General features: G+C 57.9%; 10 protein-coding genes and 1 pseudogene. 2 read left to right on the top strand and 9 right to left on the bottom strand.

The window, feature by feature from the left end:
- Window positions 1-152 precede the first annotated feature (152 nt).
- The 3 genes and pseudogenes from AC0IM9_RS10465 to AC0IM9_RS10455 form a co-directional block, all read right to left on the bottom strand.
- Window positions 153-728, bottom strand: coding sequence for a hypothetical protein (locus AC0IM9_RS10465; RefSeq protein ID WP_482803954.1), 576 nt, complete (start codon window positions 726-728; stop codon window positions 153-155).
- The gene (locus tag AC0IM9_RS10460; RefSeq protein WP_482803957.1) at window positions 709-3,822 is read right to left on the bottom strand and encodes an RHS repeat-associated core domain-containing protein; all 3,114 of its coding nucleotides are present in this window, start codon (window positions 3,820-3,822) and stop codon (window positions 709-711) included. Before AC0IM9_RS10460 ends, AC0IM9_RS10465 begins: the two co-directional genes overlap by 20 nt.
- A gap of 138 nt (window positions 3,823-3,960) precedes the next feature.
- A pseudogene (locus AC0IM9_RS10455) lies at window positions 3,961-4,668 on the bottom strand (DUF6531 domain-containing protein); the annotation flags it as partial.
- A gap of 767 nt (window positions 4,669-5,435) precedes the next feature.
- On the opposite strand from AC0IM9_RS10455, the gene AC0IM9_RS10450 reads away from it, so the two are divergent.
- Window positions 5,436-7,385, top strand: a complete 1,950-nt coding sequence (locus AC0IM9_RS10450; protein ID WP_482803953.1) for a serine/threonine protein kinase — start codon at window positions 5,436-5,438, stop codon at window positions 7,383-7,385.
- Between the two features lie 79 nt (window positions 7,386-7,464).
- Window positions 7,465-8,022: a C40 family peptidase gene (locus tag AC0IM9_RS10445; RefSeq protein ID WP_482803952.1), complete on the top strand. Its 558-nt coding sequence runs from the start codon at window positions 7,465-7,467 to the stop codon at window positions 8,020-8,022.
- On the opposite strand, the gene AC0IM9_RS10440 is transcribed toward AC0IM9_RS10445, so the two are convergent.
- The 6 genes from AC0IM9_RS10440 to AC0IM9_RS10415 form a co-directional block, all read right to left on the bottom strand.
- Window positions 8,019-12,449, bottom strand: coding sequence for an EAL domain-containing protein (locus tag AC0IM9_RS10440; protein WP_482803951.1), 4,431 nt, complete (start codon window positions 12,447-12,449; stop codon window positions 8,019-8,021). The two genes, AC0IM9_RS10445 and AC0IM9_RS10440, sit on opposite strands and share 4 nt — an antisense overlap.
- A gap of 5 nt (window positions 12,450-12,454) precedes the next feature.
- Complete coding sequence (locus tag AC0IM9_RS10435) at window positions 12,455-13,384, bottom strand: ABC transporter substrate binding protein (RefSeq protein WP_482803950.1); 930 nt, start codon at window positions 13,382-13,384, stop codon at window positions 12,455-12,457.
- A 67-nt stretch (window positions 13,385-13,451) separates the two neighbouring features.
- Entirely contained in the window at window positions 13,452-15,602 is a 2,151-nt protein-coding gene (locus AC0IM9_RS10430; protein WP_482803949.1) for a TonB-dependent receptor plug domain-containing protein, read from the bottom strand.
- 278 nt (window positions 15,603-15,880) lie between these two features.
- Window positions 15,881-16,552 carry an NAD(P)H-dependent oxidoreductase gene (locus AC0IM9_RS10425; RefSeq protein ID WP_482803948.1) on the bottom strand — a complete coding sequence of 224 codons (672 nt, stop codon included), beginning with the start codon at window positions 16,550-16,552 and terminating at the stop codon, window positions 15,881-15,883.
- Between the two features lie 3 nt (window positions 16,553-16,555).
- Window positions 16,556-17,308: a DUF5765 domain-containing protein gene (locus AC0IM9_RS10420; RefSeq protein ID WP_482803947.1), complete on the bottom strand. Its 753-nt coding sequence runs from the start codon at window positions 17,306-17,308 to the stop codon at window positions 16,556-16,558.
- 164 nt (window positions 17,309-17,472) lie between these two features.
- Window positions 17,473-19,674 carry a primosomal protein N' gene (locus AC0IM9_RS10415; RefSeq protein ID WP_482803946.1) on the bottom strand — a complete coding sequence of 734 codons (2,202 nt, stop codon included), beginning with the start codon at window positions 19,672-19,674 and terminating at the stop codon, window positions 17,473-17,475.
- Window positions 19,675-19,801 lie beyond the last annotated feature (127 nt).

Raw genomic sequence — 19,801 nt, 5'->3', positions numbered from 1 at the left:
AATGCGCGAAGTCCATCAGGGCCCGAGGTCGTTTAATCCTCAATTACAGGCCGGATATATGGGCGCAATATTTTCTTTATGTTACTGGTGAATTTTTTCTTGCAATACGGGGCGGACCATATATGACCCCGTTCTGCCCCGCCGTACGGTCGTTATTTTAAATTTTCCCAAGCATCGGGCTCATTGCAGGCATTTCTGATAATTTTATCGTCAGCTTTAGAAAATGTTTTAAAAATACGAGATTTATCCTTAATGAATTTTGTAGGTAGCTTTAGCCCTTTTCTTATTACAGATTCGCGATTGAAGCCACCTATAAAATAATCTAGAAGCTTTGGTAGTTGGATAGTAAAAGGTGTTTGCGTGCCTAATACAGTTATTTCACTACCATCGCCATTGTAATAAAAATCAAATTCAGGATCCCCAGGATAAAACCAAGTACAAATCAGGTGTTTTTCACCAGGCTTAATGTTGCCTCTAAATACTTTGACAACATCCACTTTTAGTATGACTACAGATAACGATTCTCCAGAAGAAGTGACAAATCCATTATCAATCTTTTTATAGCCATCTGTTTTTGCGAAAAAAATAGTATCTGATTCAGGCACAGAAATTGATTCGACGACAACTAAAAACCTTTGATTGTTAGCTTGCACATAAAGCGGTATAAATAAAACAACGACTGTTAATATCAAAAAATAGCGACCTAATTTATTGAAAATTATTTTCATAATAGTTTCTGTATTTTTGTTTTAGCGCATCACTTGCATGATCATACTCTTCGTTAAATAATTCAGGAGTAAACCGAGGATCAGAGGGAAAAGCATTATATTCCAACTTGTACGCATCTGCTTCATCAAAGCTTATTGGAGGGAGATGCGAAATTTCGTGTAAAACCGCAGCAGGCTTATTACAAAAATAAATATTTGGATCTAACTTAAAGCTTAGATAAATAATTGGTTTATCAGGATGTCTTCCGCCACAACTGTCTTTATAAATTGGAGGAGGTTCACAACTGACAGTAGCACTATCTAATGTTGATTGAAACTTATCGCCAATGCCGAATTCATTTGCTTTTTTAGTAGCAACTTCACAGTAATTTTTTACCTTTTTCTCTTGTCTAGGAGAGCAACCTAGAGTTTTATATAGACCCAAAGGATCAATAAAATTAACCGGATTATTCTCAACATAGGTGTAGGTATTAATCCCCCCCGCCAACCCAATCGGGTCCGATTGCAAATAGCGGCCGAGTTCGGGCGAGTAATAACGGGCCATATTGTAGTGCAGGCCGGATTCGGCGTCGAAGTACTGGCCGGGGAAGCGCAGGTTCTGGCTGATGGCGGCTGTGGTGGTCTGCATCAGGCCGAAGGGTTGGAGTTGGGCGGCCCAGACGGTTTGCCCGGCGGCGTTGCTGGCTTTCAGCGGCACGCCCAGGGGGTGGTTGTGAAAGTAGTAGATCGGGCTGTTGGCGGCGCTGCCGTCGATGCGGGCCAGCGGTTGGCCGTCCAGGTAGGCGTAGTGGCTGGGCGTGCCGGCGTTTTCGGCCAGTAGCTGGCTGCCGGCGTAGGCGAAGGTTTGCAACGGTTTGCCCGGCCGGGTTTTGCCGACCCGGCGGCCGAAGGCGTCGTAGGCGTAGCCGGCCAGTATGCTAGTGCCGCCATTGATCTGCACCAGACGTTGGTCCGCGGCGTACAGGTAATCGACCGGCGTGCTGAGCACATTCCAGAACGACGATTTCAGTTCGGTTTGCGAGCGGTCGATTGCGCCGCGGGCGTCGCTCCGGAAGTGGTTGAGTTGTTGGCTGGTCGCTGGGCTGCCCATCACCGTCCCCAACAATTGCTGGCTGTCCGGATCGTACCGGTAATCCGCCGTGCCGCCGCCAGGGCTGGATTGCTGGGTACGGTTACCCACCGCATCGTATTGGTAATTTTGATTTTGCAGCGGATTGGCATGGCTCAGAGCGGTTAACTCCCCTACGGCGTCGTAGGTGTAAGTTTGTTGGGCCAGACTGGCGGTTTCGTCGTTGCTCAAGGTCATGTTACCCAGGCTGTCGTAGCCGTATTGCTGGCGGAACAGGTTGCCGGCGGTCTGCCGGGTCAGGCGGTAATCCAGGTCGTATTGGCGGCTGTCGCTGAGGCCGTTGCCGTAGGTCAGGCCGGCGACCGGGCCGAACGGCAGATGGACGATGTTGTCCGCCAGCAGCCGGGTGGTGGTGGTACCGGATACGGTATCGGCGACTTGCAGGCGGCGGACTTGTCCGGCGGCGTCGTATTGGTATTGCAGGCGGCGGCCGCTGGCGGGCTGGGTTTGGACGAGGCGGTCGTCGGCATCGTAGCCGAAAGCCAAATCGCTGAGTACGGCGCCATTGGATGGTTTGCGTACCGCGCTGCCGAGCAGGTTGCCGCGCAGGTCGAATTGGTAGCGGGTGGCGATATCGCCGCGGCGGGCGTCGGTCAACCGGCCTTGCTGACCGGCAATATTGCCGGCAGTGCCGTCGTAACCGAATTCGGCGTCGGCTTCGCTGCCCGGATAGTCGATGCCGAGCAAGCGGTTGAGGGCGTCGTATTGGTAGAGGGCGGTGACGTTGGCGGCGTCGGTGGTTTGAGTCAGGTTGCCGGCGGCGTCGTAGGCGTATTGAGTCGCGCCGGTGTTGGGGCTGTCGAGGCGGGTCAGGTCGCCCAGGCCGTTGTAGGTGTATCCGGTGTTGTGACCGGCAGCGTCGGTGACTTGGGTCAGGCGGTCCTGAGCGTCGTAATAGTAGTCGGTCTGGCCGTTCAAGGCGTCGGTGGTGCGGATCAGCCGGTCCAGGCTGTCGTATTGGCGCTGGTTGACGTGGCCCGCGGCATCGGTGGTTTGAGTCAGATTGCCGTTGGCGTCGTAGGCGTAGCTCGTGGTTTGGTTGTAGGCGCCGATGTCTTGTTGCAGGCGGGACAAGGCGTCGAATACCCGACTGCGGGTTTTGACGACGGAGCCGCTGCTATCGAGAATCTCTTCTTTGGTCCGATTGCCGATGGCGTCCAGCGTGTAATGAATCCGCCCGCCCAAGGCGTCGGTAATTTCGGTCAGGCGGTGGGCGGCGTCGTAGGTGTAGCGGAAAAACACGCCGCTGGGCCGGGTGACTTTAGTCAAATTGCCGGCCGAATCGTAGTCGTAGCGGCTAATGTTGCCACCGACATTTTTTTGGGTCAGCCGGCCGCGGGCGTCGTAAGCGAAGCCGATCAACAAGCCGTTGGCTGCGGTCAGACCGAGCGGACGGCCGTTGGCGTCGTAGGCGGTAAAGGTGGTGGTGTGGCCCAAGGCATTGCTGATCTGCCACAGGTCACCGATATGGTGGGCGGCCGCGGTATCGGTGTAATAGCGGTAGCTGGTGACGTCGCTAACGTCGGTCCGCGGGCCGTCGGCGGTCAGAATTTGGCCGAGGCTGTTGTAGGTGTAACTCCAACTGCGGCTTTGTTGGCTCGCGGTATCGGTGACGGTCTTGCGCAGCAGGTTGCCGCCGGTGTCGTAACTGAAGCTTGTGCGGCGGCCGGCTTCGTCGATTTGAGTCGGCAGCCGGTAGCTGGCGTGCCACTGGGTACTGACTTTGCGGATGCTGCTGCCCGCGGTTGGGTTGTACGCCGCTAAATTGGCGGGACAACCGGAACCGGCCGGCAAGCCTTCCAGGCGCACGGTTTCCAGGTTGCGGCTCAGGTCGTAAGCGTAGCAGCTGAGGTTGCCGTTGAAGTCGGTTTGGCTGGCAAGGTTGCCGTTGGCGTCGTAGCCTTGACTCCGCGAAATTGAGATACCACCATTCGTGGTTTGATTAATGCCTGTCGCTTTGCGCACGTTTAGCACATTTTGAAACGTAAAATGTTTAACCGTGTTAAAGCTATCCTTCGCATCAGTCGTACCGTCTCCGTTATACGTCAACTCAACTTGTTCAACATCTCCGGCGTGCTTAGAAAGGTTTGCCCGGCCTTGGGTATCGTAGGACCATGTTGCATAGCGATTGCCGTTTTCGTCGGTAATGCCCGTGAGCGCATGAGGAAACGATGTGTTTTCGTAGTGATATTGGCGAACGCTGTTATCCTGATATTTAACTTGACTGAGGTTACCCGAATTATCGTATTGATACTTGGTGGTCAATCCATCGGGGTAAGCGATGCTACTGATTCTGTTTGCTGAGTCATAGGTCAATTGCAGACTATGACCGAAAGGACCGGTAACCGCAATTAGCCGTTGATTACCGTCGTATCCATATGAGGTAACTCTACCGTCCGGCGTCATACTCGATTGAATACGTCCTTTATTGTCGTAACGTTCTTTCGAACCTTGGCGGTCGGCCAGGGTAAAACCGTTGCTATCTTGCGCCAAAGCCAATTGAGTATCGGCATCGCCGGTCCATAGACCGTTAACTAATTTAAATACTTCCGATCGGCCGTCGGCCTGATTGATTGCAACTCCAGTGCCTGTAACGATTAAACTGGAGCCAAGTTGATGGGACCACCCGTAGCCTAATTGATTTGCGGATCGAAACATATTTCCGCTGTTATAAAACCGAATAAAAGACAATCCGGTGCCGACATCGGCATAATCTATTTCTTTTTGAAACTTGTTCCCGGTTGCTGCATCGCACGGATTTCCAAGCTGCGTCGTAATGTTTCCTTTATTGCAATCGCCAGACTCCCCCATGCTTTTGCGATTATCAGCTCCAGGACAGGTGTTGTTTGCATAGTCCGGTGGCGAGCCGTCTGGACAAGAAAGATTCGCTCTACATGCAAAGCCTCCACCGCAGCTCGTATTCGTACAGCGAATAATTAAACCCTGCCCGATATTAGTACACTGAGATGGGGTTAGATACATATCGGGATGCCCTGGCCATCTTATATGCCAATCATCAATACGCCCGGTTCCGGATGGAGGCATTGACAATTTTCCGGGGGCATAACCGTAGTCATACCAACTATCGATGGTTGCAGGATAAGTTGCATGCGCTAGAGGCCCGAAACACAACAGCGCAATAAAAAACAAATCCAATTTTTTCATCAATGTTGAACTCACCGTTCTAATCTCCATTTTAGGTCCGCCAGAATTGCATCTGAACTATTCGGCAATTCCGTTTTTACATTTAACCGCTGAGCCAATCTACCAAAGTGCCTTGTAAGCATATCCTCTCATGCGATTAGGCAAAGTCTGTAGTGCCTGATAAAAATCGACAACCGAGTAAATGGTATCGATCCGGCAGCGAGACGCAACGATCACGACCGATGCTTCTAACGGCAGTATCCTATAGGCTCGCCTTATCGAGTTGAAGACATTCCAAAAGGGCGAGTTCAATTCGGTTTACGAGCGGCCTACCACGTCGGATTGAGCATTCCGGTTTTGCAGCCTGCTGGCGAGGAAACGGCATTGGCATAGCCGCCTATACTTGGCAAGTCCTAATTTTGCGAAGCGCAACCATGGCTCCGGAAGACGATATTACCCGTATGCTGCCGCTGGACGACGTCACCATCATCAAGTCGCGTCCGCAACGCCGGACCTCGGACGACGTTCCGGAGGCTGAAGATCATTACGGCGGCGATTATGCGTTGCGCGGCGCGGTCGGTGCCGGCGGCGTCGGCCGGGTGTTGCTGGGTTTCGATCAGCGCATCGGCCGGGAAGTGGCGATCAAGGAAATGCTGGATCAGGCCGCCAACGAAGACATGGCCTTGAATGCGCGCTTTCTGCGCGAAGCCCGTATTACCGGCCGGCTGGAGCATCCGAGCATCGTCCCGGTCTACGACCTGGGCGTCAAACAAAGCGGCGCGCCGTATTACGTGATGCGGCTGGTGCGCGGCGATACGCTGGCCAAGGCCCTGAAAGAATGCAACAACGAGCCGTTGGCCGAACACGCCTTATCCAAACGCCTGGCCCTGCTGGACCGGGTGATCGACGTCTGCGAGGCCCTGGCCTACGCCCATTCCAAAGGCGTCGTGCACCGCGACCTCAAACCCGGCAATATCGTGTTGGGGCCGTTCGGCGAGACCATCGTGCTGGATTGGGGCCTGGCCAAAGTGGAAAACGAAGCGGAAACGCCGCTGCCGGCGTCGCACCCGCAACACCACGACGCCGACCTGACCCAATTCGGCGACATTCTCGGCACACCGGCCTATATGGCGCCGGAGCAGGCCGATCCGGAGTTTGGCGAGATCGATGCCCGCTCCGACGTGTTCGCCCTCGGCTGCATCCTTTACTACCTGCTGAACGGCCGGCCGCCGCTGCAAGGCAATGCCGACCAGATCATGTCGCAATTGGTCTCGGCGGCGTCGATGCCGGACGCCCGCAATCCCAAACTGGCCGCCCCGGCCGAATTGATCGCGATCTGCAACAAGGCCCTGTCCAAACGCCAAAGCCTGCGCTTTAAAGACGCCGGCGCGCTGGCCGAAGAGTTGCGAGCCTTCCGCGACGGCCGCCTGGTCAATACCTATGCCTATACCCGCGGCGAATTGCTGCGCCGCTTCATCGCTCGCAACAAACTCGCGCTGTCGGCCAGCGCCGCGGTGTTGGTTTCGATCCTGGCCGGCGCCGGATTGGCTTTTAAATTCGGGGTCGAAGCGCATCAAGCCCGGCAATTGGCCGAAGCGGAAGGCGAAGTAGCCAAGCAACAGCAGCAACGCGCGGAACAAGCGCTGGCCGACGTGACCCGCATTTCCAACGCCAACCTGAGCAGCGCCGACACGATTGCCGCAAAAATCCGCGCCGAATTGGAAAACACTCAGGCCGGCTTGGTGCAAACCGCCGCGCAGTTCAAATCCGCCGCCGAACTGGCCGGCGCGGGGCCGTTACTCGAAAGCTTGTTGGCGCAATTGCCGCGCCTGACCAGCGTAGCCGCAACCCGCGCACCGGGTACCATCGTCGCGGTAGCGCCGGCCAAATACCGGCAAGCGATCGGCAGCGATACTTCGCAATTGGAGCACAACCGGCAGGTATTGCAAACCGGCGAACCGGCCCTCAGTCGAGTCTATCCGGCACCGGAAGGCTATCAGGCCATCACCTTGGTGGCCCCTGTCAGAATCGGCAACACGCTAGCCGGCTTCGTTTCCGGACGCTTTAAAGCCGCCGAGTTATTGGGTGAGTTATTGGCACCGGAACTGCAACTGCCGGGCCGAACCATCTGGGTGATACAGGACGACGGCTTGATTTTGTTCGATACCGACCGCGACGAAATCGGCCTGAATCTGTTCCGCGAGGAACGCTACGCCGCGTTGCCGGAATTGCGCGAACTGGCCAGACATATCGCCGCCCAGGATGCCGGCGTCGGTTACTACCAGAATCCGGCTGCATACAGCGGCCGCCGTATTGGCTCATGGGTCAGCCTGAGACCGGTCGCCAACCGGGAATGGAAAGTCGTGGTACTGGAAGCGTGGTAAGCCAGACCAGAAACCGCGAGCGCGCCGCGTCCGGACCCACTATACTAAGCGCGATTCGCTTACGTCGTTGATACTGCCGATGCTCAAATCTTGTTCGGATTTTCGGATTTGCCGTTCCGCCGGCCCGTGGCTGCTGGCGCTAGCGCTTGGTCAATTGGCCGGTTGCGCCAGCACCGAGAAGGCGCCGCCGCCGATGACCCTGCCGCAAACCGAAGGCGGCAACCGGATGGCCGTGGCCGAAGCGCTGCAATTGCAGGGCGCGCCCTATGTTTACGGCGGCGAGTCGCCCAGCGAAGGTTTCGATTGCAGCGGCCTGGTGTATTACGTGTACTACCGCCAAGGTTTGCGCCTGCCGCGCGATACCCAATCGTTGGCCCGGCAACTGCCGGCCGTAGCGCCGGAACAGCGCCTGCCCGGCGACCTGTTGTTTTTCAATACCGAACGACCCTACTCCCACGTCGGCATTTATATCGGCGGCGAACAATTCGTCCATGCGCCGAGCGCCCGCAGCGGCCGGGTCATGGTCTCCGACCTGCGCCAGCCGTATTGGCGCGAGCGCTTCATCGGCGTGCGCCGGCCGCTCAACCGCCAAGCCTTGTCTTTCAACGACCTTGGCGCCGGCTGCGGCTTCAATTAAATTTGGCGTTTACCGCCAATCAACGCCGAAAACTCGTCGGCCGGCATCGGCTTGCCGAACAGATAGCCTTGCGCCTGCTTGCAATGGTTTTGCCGCAAATACTTTGCCTGTTCTGCAGTTTCCACACCCTCGGCGATAACTTCGAACTTTAGAATCCCGGCGATCGAAATGATCACTCGCACGATCGCCGCGGCATCGTCGTCGTGCATGATGTTGGCGACAAAGGATTTGTCGATCTTCAGTTTGTCGAATACGAACTGTTTCAGTTGGTTCAAACTGGAATAGCCGGTGCCGAAATCGTCGATCGATATCTGCATCCCGGCGTTTTTTAAACGCGCCAGAATTTCACGCTTTTGCTCCGGATGGCGAATGAACAGGCTTTCGGTCAATTCCAATTCCAGATACTCGGCCGCCAGCCCGGATTCGCGCAAAATCGCGATAACTTGTTCGGCGAAACCGTCCCGGTCCAACTGCTTGGCCGAGACGTTGACCGCGACCACGAACGGCGGATGGCCGCTTTGTTGCCACTGCCGGTTCTGCCGGCAAGCCTCGCGCAGCACCCAGGCGCCGATCTCTTCGATCAAGCCAATCTCCTCCGCCACCGGAATAAACTGGTCGGGGGATATCATACCCAGCTCCGGATGCCGCCAACGAATCAAGGCCTCGGCGCCGATCACGCGGCCGGAATCCAAATCGATCTGCGGCTGGTAATGCAGAAAGAATTCGCGGCGCTGCAAGGCCCGGCGTAAATCGCTTTCCAGGCGCCATTTGCTGGAAACCGCAAACTCCATGCTCTGTTCGTAGAAGCAAAAGGTATTGCCCTGCTCCTTGGCCCGGTACATCGCGGTGTCGGCGTGCTTAACCAGCAGGCCGCTGTCCTTGCCATCGTAAGGGGACAAGGAAATGCCGATACTGGAGCTGATATAAAACTCCTGCCCCATCAACGCGAAGGGCTTGGCGATGGCATTACAGATTTTTTGCGCCACCGCCGCGGCATCCTGCGGATTGCCGATATGCTCCAGCAACAGAATGAATTCGTCGCCGCCGAAGCGCGACACCATATCCTCGCGGCGGACGCAGGCCTGTATCCGTTCGGCGGCGGCCTTCAGCATCAGGTCGCCGACATCGTGGCCCATGGTGTCGTTGGTCAATTTGAAGCGGTCCAGATCCAGAAACAGCACCGCGTGCTGGGCCGGCACCGCCGCCGGTTTGGCCAGCACCCGGTTCAAGCGCTCCATAAATTGCACGCGGTTGGGCAGATTGGTCAACGGATCGTGGTAGGCCAGCCGATTCAGGCTGCGCTGGCTTTGGCTGGCTTTCAGCAAATGGGCGATGCGCTTGCGCAACACCGTGAAATGAATCGGCTTGGGAATGAAATCGTTAGCGCCGGTGGAGAAGGCCAATTCGACCGAATGTTCGTTCTCCAGTGCCGTGATCATCAGAATCGGCACCTCCGCGCCGTGCGGCAATGCGCGGATGGCTTTGCAAGCGGCGAAACCGTCCATTTCCGGCATCATCGCGTCCATCAAAATCAGATCGGCCATTTGCCGCGCGCACAGAGCCACGGCCTGCCGGCCGGTGACGGCCAAATCGACGGTATAGCCGTCCTGTTGCAAGATGTCCTGCAAAGCCACCCGCAAAACCCGGTCGTCGTCGGCCACCAGCACCCGCGGCCCGATCTGCGCCAACGCTTGCTCGCCGGCCGGCTCGGCGTCGATTTCCACCAGCAGCAGCCGTTCCAGCGTGCGGAACTCGGTCAGCAAGCTCTCGGCCATGCGCTCGGCGCCCGCGGCCAAGGCGCCGCTTTCGGCCGCCAATTCCAATTGGCGGGCCGTTGCCGCCAGTCTTTCCGCGCCCAAACTGCTGGCGGCGCCTTTCAAGGCGTGCGCCAGCTCCCGCAACCGGCCCAAGTCCGCGTCCCGCACTGCCTGACTGATTTGCGCGATCTGCGGCGGCGCATCCTCCACAAAAAAGTGGATCATTTTGGGGTATGCGCCGCCGACTTCCTCGCGCAGTTGTATCAAGCTTTCGCGGTCCAGGGTCGCCGGTTCGGCTCCGGCAGATGCCGTCGCGGCATCGCTTGCCTCGGCCAGCGGCAGCCGCCGATTTTCGCTGTGGTTAAGCAATTTTTGCCGCAAGGCCTTCAGCTTGATCGGTTTAGCCAGAAAATCGTCCATGCCGACGGAACGACACTGCTCTTCGTCGCCGCGCAGGGCGTTGGCTGTCATCGCGATGATAGGCACCCGACCCGGCGCCCCCGGTAACGCCCGGATACGGCGCGTGGCTTCAAAGCCATCGATGCCGGGCATGTGGCAGTCCATCAGTACCACGTCGAACGCTGCGCCTTCCGCCCTCTCCAAGGCTTCCGCCCCGGAGGCCGCGATTTGGTAACGGCAACCCAAGCGTTCCAGCATGCCGGCCGCCACCATTTGCCCGGCCCGGTTGTCCTCCACCACTAAGACGTTCAAGGCCAATGCCGATCTGTCGAAGGCCGCTTGCAATTCTTCACCACCGGTTAAGACCTGCGAACAATCGGCAGTCAATACGTCATATAGATCGGCCGCCGTTACTTCCCCAGGAAAACGGACCGCTAAATACGGTAAATCGGGCAGCCCTTCTACGGAGGCGGAATGATTCAACACGATGAACCTGGTCTCCTCCCAGCCGCCGCCAATCCGCTCCAGCCATTGGTGTGCCGAAGCGCTTGCCATATCGACCACTGCAAAACGGTAGGCTTGACCCTGGTCGCGGCCGACCTGCAACAGTTCAGCCGCATGACAGTCGAAACCGCTAAGGTGGTAACGAACCTGCCATTCTGCGAGATTGCCCGTCAGGAAACGGCCGGTTTGCTCGTTATCGGTCACTACCAGAATGTTCAGGTGAGCAAAACAATCCCGTCGCGCATTGGACAAGATTACGCTACCGCCCGGAGCCCGGAACGGTAAACTAAACCAAAACCGACTCCCAAGGCCAAGCCGGCTGTCGACCCCGATGTTCCCGCCCATCAGCTGTACCAGCTGTCGGCAAATTGCCAGTCCCAGGCCCGCACCTTCGTAGTGGCGGGTAGTGGAGCCGTCGGCTTGCACGAAAGCGTCGAAAATCCGGTCTTGCGCCTCTGCCGGAATCCCCATGCCGGTATCGGTAACGCTAAACGTCAATAGCAATTGGCCGTCGCCGGCCGACGACGACGCCACGCCGATTTCGATCTCGCCTTGATCGGTGAATTTCAGTGCATTACCGACCAAATTGAGCAAAACTTGGCGGACTCGGCTCGCTTCGCCGGTCAGCTGTTCCGGCACACCGTCGGCAATTTCATAGCGCAGCTGCAGGTTCTTGCGTCTGGCCTGGGCCGCCATCAGTTCGACCACCTCCTGCACGATTTCCTGCAACACGAAATCGCTGGACTGGGACTTCAACATGCCGGACTCGATCCGCGAAAAATCCAGAATGTCCTCGATCAATTTCAGCAGAGCTTCGCCGGCGTTACGAGCGACTGTCGAGTATTCCAGTTGTTTGGGCGTCAGTCCCATGTCTTGCAACAACTCCAGCATGCCCAACACCGCATTCAACGGCGTCCGCAACTCGTGGCTGACATTGGCCGCGAATTCGCCTTTCAAGCGGGCCGATTCCAAAGCTTTGTCGCGTGCGCGCTCCAATAACTCCTCGCGGGTCTCCAAGACCTGCATCATGGCATTGAACGCCGCCCCCATGTCGGTAATATCGCGCGGCCCGGACAATTTTGCTCTGACATGCTTCTCGCCGGCAGATGCCTTGCCCATCCGCTTCGCCAATTGCTGGATCGGCAAGGTCAGGCGGCGGGCCATGGTCAGCAAAAACACGAAAGACACCAGGGCGGCGGCGGCGGAAACCGCCAGGGTGACGAATTGAATCTGCCGTTTCATTGCCAGCAAGGAGCGTTTGCCGACCGCCAACCGCACATAGCCGATCAGTTCCTGCGCCGGGCTCTGCGCCTCGAACGGCGACGCCGTTTCCCCGCCGCGTCTGGCGAAAACCGGCGCAGCAAAATACCAAGCGCGTTCTGTTTCCGCCACCAATTGCAAGGTTTCGGGCCAAACTGAACCGTTGTCTTCCGCCGGCAACGCCGACTCGCCCATCTCCAGCAAAGCCTGACGATCCGTGTTGTAAATCGCCACCCCCCTGACATCCGGCGAAGACAGAAACCGTTTGGCCGGTTCTTCGGCATTTTCGCGGCTGGCATAGAGCAGAGCCACGGTGCTTTGGGCGGCGAAGGCTTCCGTCGACTGCCGGCCTTGCGCCAACCATTTGTCGCGGACCACGCCGTACGACAGCTCGGAGATACCGAACGAGGACAACAACGAAACCACTAAAAGGCCGCAAGTAAAGGCTACTGCCAGTTGCTGCAGAAAACTCGACCGGCGAAAACTGAACCCCAATCTTGGCGGCATCGGACTTAAGGCGTCGGAAAAACCATCGCGAACTCGCGCCGCGTCTGATTGGAAAACTGTAAACCCAGGTGCTCGGCCGTGCGTAAGTTGACGGCCACCAGCAAATCCTGCAGCAACTTGACCGGCTCGAGTCTGCCGCCCGGTTGGGTTTGTTGGATCGCCATACTAGCCAGACTGCGACCCATGCCGAAATTGTCCGGATATAAGGAGAACAGTGCGCCTTTACGGACGTGGTCCAGATTGCTGGAAAACACCACGAAATTCTTTTCCCAGGCCTCGCGCAGCACTTCCGGAAACAGCGACTGCTCGTCCAATACCGCATTTTCCCGCGGCAACCACAAAGCAATCGAATTATCCTTGACGTCTACCAGTATCTGGCGGAAAGAGTCGGATGCATCGCGCACACTGGCAGTCGGCTGGGCCTGCAACACCAGCCCGCGTTCCTGGGCGGCTTTTTCGGCGTGCCGAATCTCCCAGGCGGTTTGGCGAGGATCGTAAATCACCGTTATTTTCTTCACATTCGGCACCAGTTTTTTCAACTGGTCGAACATCGCTTCCGGTGCCGGTGTCAGGCTGATACCGGTCAATCCCTGTGGTGCTTCTTCCGGCCGGACAACGGTGGCGCCAATCACCACCGGCAACACCCCGACCAGGCCCTTGGCCATGGCCAAGCCGGCCCGGCCCAGTGTAACCACCACGTCGATGCGATCGTTCTTCAAGTCGGCGATCAGCCGTTCGGGCGAGGTATCGCGCTCGCTCAGCAAATAATGGGCAACCGGCCGGCCCAGTTCCTGCTCCATGCCGCGAGCGATTTCCAAAAACACCGAACGGTAGGGTTCGCGCACGTCCGGGTAGACGATCGCCACCGCGGGCGCTTGCGCCAACGCTTTCGCACAGCTGCACGCCAAAACCAGGGTCAGCCAAATCGGTAACATTATTCGGTCGAACAAATTCGCTCCTGGGTTATGCTTTCGCTGGGAAGGGGGGGCAGTGGCCGGCGCCTCAAAATTTCACGCTGATTTCGCCGTAGAAACTGCGCGGCGCCAACGGCAAGTCGTTGGGAATGCCGGGCTGCGGACTGCCGGCCAAACTCGGTTCGCGGGCGCTGACGTCGAATAAATTGCGCACCGAGAAGGCCAGTTCCATATGCTTGGCCAGATTTTGCCGGCGCAGGGTCAAATCGACCCAGGTGTAGTCGGCCACCGGCTCACGGCTGTCGCCGAAACTGCGGCTGCGGCCGACGATCCATTTGGCCTGCGGGCTGAAGCTCCAGTCGGGTAAAAACTGCCAGTTCATCCTAAGATAAAGCTGATGCTGCGGCCCGTAACCGGCATCGTGATGCAAGGTTTCGTCGCGGCTGCGCTGGTAGGCGTAGTTGCCGACCAATTTCAGGGTATCGGCCGCCTGCCATTCCGCTTCGAATTCGCCGCCGTAACCCTGTTGCGCCCCGCGGTTCTGGGCCGTGGCGGTGGTGGCATTGCTATCCGGCACGAAGCGGATGATATCTTTCCACCAGTAGCCGAAAAAATTCAGGCCCAGACGTAAACCGTCGGCCGGGCGGTAATCGAAGCCCAATTCCAGATTCTCCATGGTCTCCGGCTTGAGTTGCGGATTGCCGATCTGGGCCGGATTGTTCAGGATGTACATTTCCTGGAACGACGGCGCCCGAAAGGCCGAACCGTACATCAATTTTGCGGTCAGGTCGTAATCGGCCTCCCAGATCAAGGCCGCCCTGGGGTTGAAGGTATTGCCGAAATCGGAATAGCGGTCGTAGCGGGCGCCGGCGGTCAAAGTCCAGTCGTTGGCGAAATTCCACTGGTCCTGAAAAAACAGGTAGGCGATTTTACGGTCCACTTCCGGAATGAAGGTCGACGCAGTCCCGGACACGTCGATTAGCGGAATGCCCGGCAACGACGGTATCGGCAGCCCGGACCCCGGATCGATGCCGAAATTCTGACTGACGCGGGCCTGGAACAGGCTGTCGTAATTGAAGCCGATCCCGCTACGGATCTGGTGCCGGCGAAAACCGCTGTAGGCCAGCATCTGGCTGATTCGGACGTGGCGCTCCCACACTTCCGGATTGCCGATATAGCCGTTCGGAAACGTGACCGGGGCGCCGGCGCCGATTTGGCCGTTGGCGCCGATCGGCAACCGGGTACCGGGCGGAAACAAGGTCAGATTGCGTTCTATTTCCTGGCTGGTTTCGAAATAGCTGGCCTGGCTGGTCCATTCCCAATTTTCGATATCGGTATTTTGGTAGGTGATATCGGCGTTCCAGCGGTCGCTGCCGTAGCGGGCCGTCGAATCCAGCGTCTGGGCCACGCCGGAACCGACCCCGAAATTGCCGCGGTGTTGCAGGCCGCCGCGAAATCGCCAATGGCCGCGCGCCAAATCGATACGGGCGTCCAGGTTCTCGCGCGACAGGCTCAGCGGCCCCGGCGCCAGCGAGGCGCTAGTACCGAACAGCCGGTCGAACTGGGTTTGCAAATCGGCATCGACCACCGCATTTTGTCCGGCGGTATTATGGTATTCCACCGCCAAAGCCACGTCGAAGCCGGCCCACTCGGCGCCGTGCAAGGCCCAACCGTCGTAGCTATCGAAACTGCCGACGCGGCCGCCGATTTCGCTACCGTCGATGTCCTGGCGGGTTTTGGTGATGACGTTGATTACCCCGGCGAAGGCGTCGGCGCCGTACACTGCGGAGCCCGGCCCACGCACCACTTCGATCCGGGCGATATCGCGGATCGGCATGCCGCCCCAAACTTCGCTGCGGCTGCCGGTGTAGGAATTGGTGATCGGGATGCCGTTGACCATCATCAGCACCTGTTGATTGAACTGCGAGAAAATCCCGCGGAAGGTGTAGATCGGGTTGTAACCGATGGTATTGCGCTGCACATGCAAACCGGGCACGGTTTCCAGGACTTCGTCGATATCGGTGGCGCCGATGGCTTTGATATCGTTGGCGGTAATCACCGTGGCGATCGACGGCGCTTGCGAAATCGGCTGTTTGTAGCCGGAGGCGATACTGACCATTTCCTCGCCGCCGTAGATCTGCGACAGCGCCCGCTCCTCCTCTTCGGTCGACACCGGTTGCGCCGTAGCGGCCGTGCCAAAGCAAGCGGCGCAGACGGCGAGAAACAGAAAGCGGGGCATGGTTAACTCCTGGGTGAAATCTTTTTTGGATTAATTGTTATCGATCACCACAGCCAGCGAGCATACAACAAAGATCCCGCCGAGTGTCACTAGGGGCAATTTTAGACTAAATCGACCGAGCCCGATGCCAACGCCATCGCTGGCCGGATACCGGCCGGCCGCTACTCGAGAACCGGCGGATTTGCCGGGTGCGCCGCCATCGGTGGCGCTGGAGGGGAGTTAAACGCCCGGCGCGGATAGCCGCCGGGCGGGAAAGCAAGGCGTTCGGCTAGCTCAAACTACGCCAGCCATTCGACCACTTGCTCCAGGCTTTGCCGGGTTTTCGGCCGCGGCGGCGGATTTTTCCGGTAACCGAAAGCCACCATATACGCCGCCACCCACTGCGCGAGATCGACACCGGCCTGTTCGGCCAGAATCCGCTCGACTTCGGCACGCTCGAAGCCCTCGATCGGACAGGAATCGATACCGATCAGCGCCGCCGCCGTCATCATATTGGCCAACGGCAGATAGGTTTGGCGGGTGGCCCAATCGGTCAGCGTGCGCTCCGATCCCAGCAGATCGAAATCGCTGCGCTGGAATTTTTCGATCAGGCCGCTACGCAACTGAATAATGTCTTCCGGATAGTGCTGGACTTCGCGCATCATGTACTGCAGATAGGCGCTGTCGTAACGCATGAAGTAACTCTTGCGCACCAGGGTCAGCACTACGTGGCTGGCGGTCGGCAATTGCTTTTGCCCGCCCCAGGTAAATTCGCGCAGCGTTTCGCGCAATTGCGGATTTTGCACCACCAGAAACCGCCACGGCTCCAGCCCGAACGAACTCGGCGACAGCCGGGCCGTTTCCAGGATAAAGTCGAAATCGGCGCCGGGGATTTTGCGTTCGGCGTCGAATTCCTTGCAGGCGTGGCGGAAATGAAACGCGTCGAGAATGTCCTGTTTGCTAACGGCCATGACTTACAAGCTATCGCCCACTTCGCGTTGGTAAAACGGCCATTTGGTGACATGCAGATGCTTGCGGATCGGCGTCTTGATCACCGACACGCACAACGCGATCGAAAACAGGCACCAGACCGCGCAATACTCGTTTGGATCGTCGGTGGTAATGTCGGAAATCCACGGCCCTATCAAATAATGGAAGGCGACGAAACGCCAGGAACCGTAAATGATCGGCAAATAAAACGCCGCCAGGATATAGGCAAAGGCATGCAAGCCCCAGTTGAAGCCGAGCAACCATTCCACCGGCTGCGACATCAACCCGTTCAACGGCATTTGCCAGGCGATGTGCCAGGCGCCGGATACCGAGCAAGTTTGGGTACCGCAGAAGCCTTCGGTACCCGGCACGCAATCGCCGGCCCAGGCGAAAGGGTACATTTTGATCAGCATCGCCAACGAACTGATCGCACACAGCGTATAGACCGTGGTGCGAATCTTTAACTTGACGCTTTCCGGCACGAAGTACATCGCCACCATATTCACGAAGAACGGCTGAAACGCGATATGTAGATAGCCAAGCAGGGTCAACACCTGATTATTAGGGTTATCGCATAAATCGATATAAACGTATGTCGCCGCCTGTAGCAGTTCCATCAACGCAAAATAGGTCAACGGAATCCACAGCTCTTTTGACTCGCCCTTGTACGCCACGAAAACGGCGGTTGCTAAACCTGCGGCAGCCAAAACGCCTGACGCCTCTCCACTCCAGCACATCGGAAAACACCCCTTTGTTATATTTTTAGTTATTAGGTACGGATACCTTTTCCGACTCGAGACCGGAACGGCAAAGATAGCCATGGTTCTAATTGTGAACCAGTCACAAAGGGGCGAAATTATTACATAAAACCGTAGCCGCTAAGCCGGATTTTGCCGTCGGCTCAGTACAAATCCAACGGGTCGACATCCAGAGACCAACGGACTTTTTTTGCCTCCGGGAGTTGGTGGATTCTGGGGACCAGTGCATCCAACAAGCGGTGCAAATCTTTGCGCTGCGCACTTTGCAACAACAATTGGTAACGGTAGGCGCCGGCGCGCCTTGCCATCGGTGCCGCAACCGGCCCCAAGACTTGGGTACTGCCGGCACCCAGCTCGGCGATTGCGCTGCAGACGGCCTGCAGAAACCGGCGCGGCGCATCGCTGCCGGCCGCTTGCGCCCGCAACAGGGCCTGGTGGCTGAACGGCGGCAAGCAAGCCTGGCACCGCTCCTGCAATGCACTGTCGGCAAAGGCGCGGTAACCCTGCCGCAACAAGGTATTCAGCAGCGGATGTTGCGGCTGGCGGGTCTGCAAAATCACCCGGCCCGGCCGCTCGGCCCGCCCGGCCCGGCCGGCCACCTGCACGATCAATTGCGCCAGGCGCTCCGCACCGTGAAAGTCGATACTGAACAGGCCGCTATCGATGTCCAGAATCGCCACCAGCGTCACGCCCGGAAAATGGTGGCCCTTGGCCAACATCTGGGTACCGAGGATGATGTCGGCCCGGCCGGCGTGGATTTGCTCCAGATAGCCCTCCAGTGCGCCTTTGCGTTGCGTCGTGTCCTTGTCCAGCCGCACTAGGTGTCGTTCCGGGAACAATTCGGCCAGAGTCTGCTCGATACGTTCGGTGCCGAGCCCCAGCGCCTGCAATTCGCCGGTGTTGCAGGCCGGGCAGAGTTTGATCAGCGGATGCTCGGCACCGCAATGGTGACAGCGCAACAATCGCTCGGCGGAGTGGATCACCAGATTGGCGTCGCAGCGGCGGCAGCGCGATACCCAGCCGCAACCGTGGCAGATTTGTACCGGGGCGAAACCGCGCCGATTCAGAAACAGCAATACCTGCTGCCCGTCGTCCAATGCCGTACGCATTTCCGCCAACAACGGTTCGGACAGGCCGGATTGCAGCCGCTTGTTGCGGATATCCAGTAACTGAAAGCTGGGCGCCACCGCCGCGCCGGCCCGGTTCGGCAAATGCAGCAAGCGGTAGCGGCCGTCGGCGACATTGGCCAGACTTTCCAGCGACGGCGTGGCCGAGCCCAGCAATACCGGAATATCCAGCATCTTGGCGCGGGCCACGGCCACGTCGCGGGCGGAGAAGCGAAAGCCCTCCTGCTGTTTGAACGAGCTGTCGTGTTCTTCGTCGAGAATGATCAGGCCCGGCCGCTGCATAGGAGTGAACAACGCGGAACGGGTACCGAGCATGATCGCCGCCCGCCCCTGCTGCATACTCAACCAGGCCTGCAAGCGCTGACTGTCGGTGAGTTTGGAGTGGGTCGCCACCATAGCCACGGCGAAGCGGCGACGAAAGCGTTGTTCGAGTTGCGGCGTCAGACTGATTTCCGGCAACAGCACCAAGACCTGCTTGCCCTGCGCCAATACGCTGGCAATGATCTGCATATAGACTTCGGTCTTGCCGCTGCCGGTGACGCCCTCCAGTACTGCAACCGAAAACCGCCCCAATCCACCAACCACATTGTCTATCGCCGCTTGTTGCTCGGGATTGGCAAGCAACGGCGACTCGGCGACCGGATCTGCCGCGGCCGGCGTCAAATCCAGGCGCTCGACCAAGCCTTTATCCAGCAAAGCCTTCAATGCCGCCCGCGCGTCGGTAAGCGCGGCATCCGGCAACGGCCCGGTCTGCAAGCGTTGCAACAGGGCCAGTTGCTTCGGCGCTCGGCGCAGTTGCTGCAAATCGGTTTGCCGGCCCAAACGGCTGAGGCCGTATCCGTATGGTAATTCCAACAGGGCCGGCCGCCCCTGGCGCAATGCGACCGGGAACGCGGCGGCCATTACTTCGCCGAGCGGGTGATGGTAATAGCGGGCGGCCCAGTGCAGCAGTTTCATATCGGCCTCGGACAACAGCGGCACCGAATCTAAAACCGCAATTGCCGGCTTCAGACGCTCGACGGCTACGGCCGACTCGGCCGCCACGGCCAGCAAAACTCCAACTTGCGAACGCCTGCCGAACGGCACCAGAACTCTGCTGCCCGGACCCAACTCGGCCCCGTCATATCCTGCCGGCGGCAAGTAATCGAAGATGCGATCTAATGGTACGGGCGCCGCAACTTTCAAAATTAGTTTGTTGGAGGCGTCACAGTTGGACATATTTGATGAGGCGTTTTTGATATAGCGCCGCTAAGTGTTTAACGACATTGAAAAAACTCGAGTTACCCACAAAATCTGTGGATAACTCTGTGGATTAGCTTTAAGCCCTGCCGCTTAGTGTCGGTTT

It is taken from the genome of Methylomonas sp. Uni0011 (assembly GCF_056850255.1).
The sequence above is the reverse complement of the archived record's forward strand: the minus strand, read 5'-3'. Positions and strand labels throughout refer to the sequence as shown.

Coding starts and splice junctions, on each gene's coding strand:
- AC0IM9_RS10465 (WP_482803954.1), bottom strand. CDS start 728: ATGAAAATAATTTTCAATAAATTAGGTCGCTATTTTTTGATATTAACA.
- AC0IM9_RS10450 (WP_482803953.1), top strand. CDS start 5,436: ATGGCTCCGGAAGACGATATTACCCGTATGCTGCCGCTGGACGACGTC.
- AC0IM9_RS10445 (WP_482803952.1), top strand. CDS start 7,465: ATGCTCAAATCTTGTTCGGATTTTCGGATTTGCCGTTCCGCCGGCCCG.
- AC0IM9_RS10440 (WP_482803951.1), bottom strand. CDS start 12,449: ATGCCGCCAAGATTGGGGTTCAGTTTTCGCCGGTCGAGTTTTCTGCAG.
- AC0IM9_RS10435 (WP_482803950.1), bottom strand. CDS start 13,384: ATGTTACCGATTTGGCTGACCCTGGTTTTGGCGTGCAGCTGTGCGAAA.
- AC0IM9_RS10430 (WP_482803949.1), bottom strand. CDS start 15,602: ATGCCCCGCTTTCTGTTTCTCGCCGTCTGCGCCGCTTGCTTTGGCACG.
- AC0IM9_RS10425 (WP_482803948.1), bottom strand. CDS start 16,552: ATGGCCGTTAGCAAACAGGACATTCTCGACGCGTTTCATTTCCGCCAC.
- AC0IM9_RS10420 (WP_482803947.1), bottom strand. CDS start 17,308: ATGTGCTGGAGTGGAGAGGCGTCAGGCGTTTTGGCTGCCGCAGGTTTA.
- AC0IM9_RS10415 (WP_482803946.1), bottom strand. CDS start 19,674: ATGTCCAACTGTGACGCCTCCAACAAACTAATTTTGAAAGTTGCGGCG.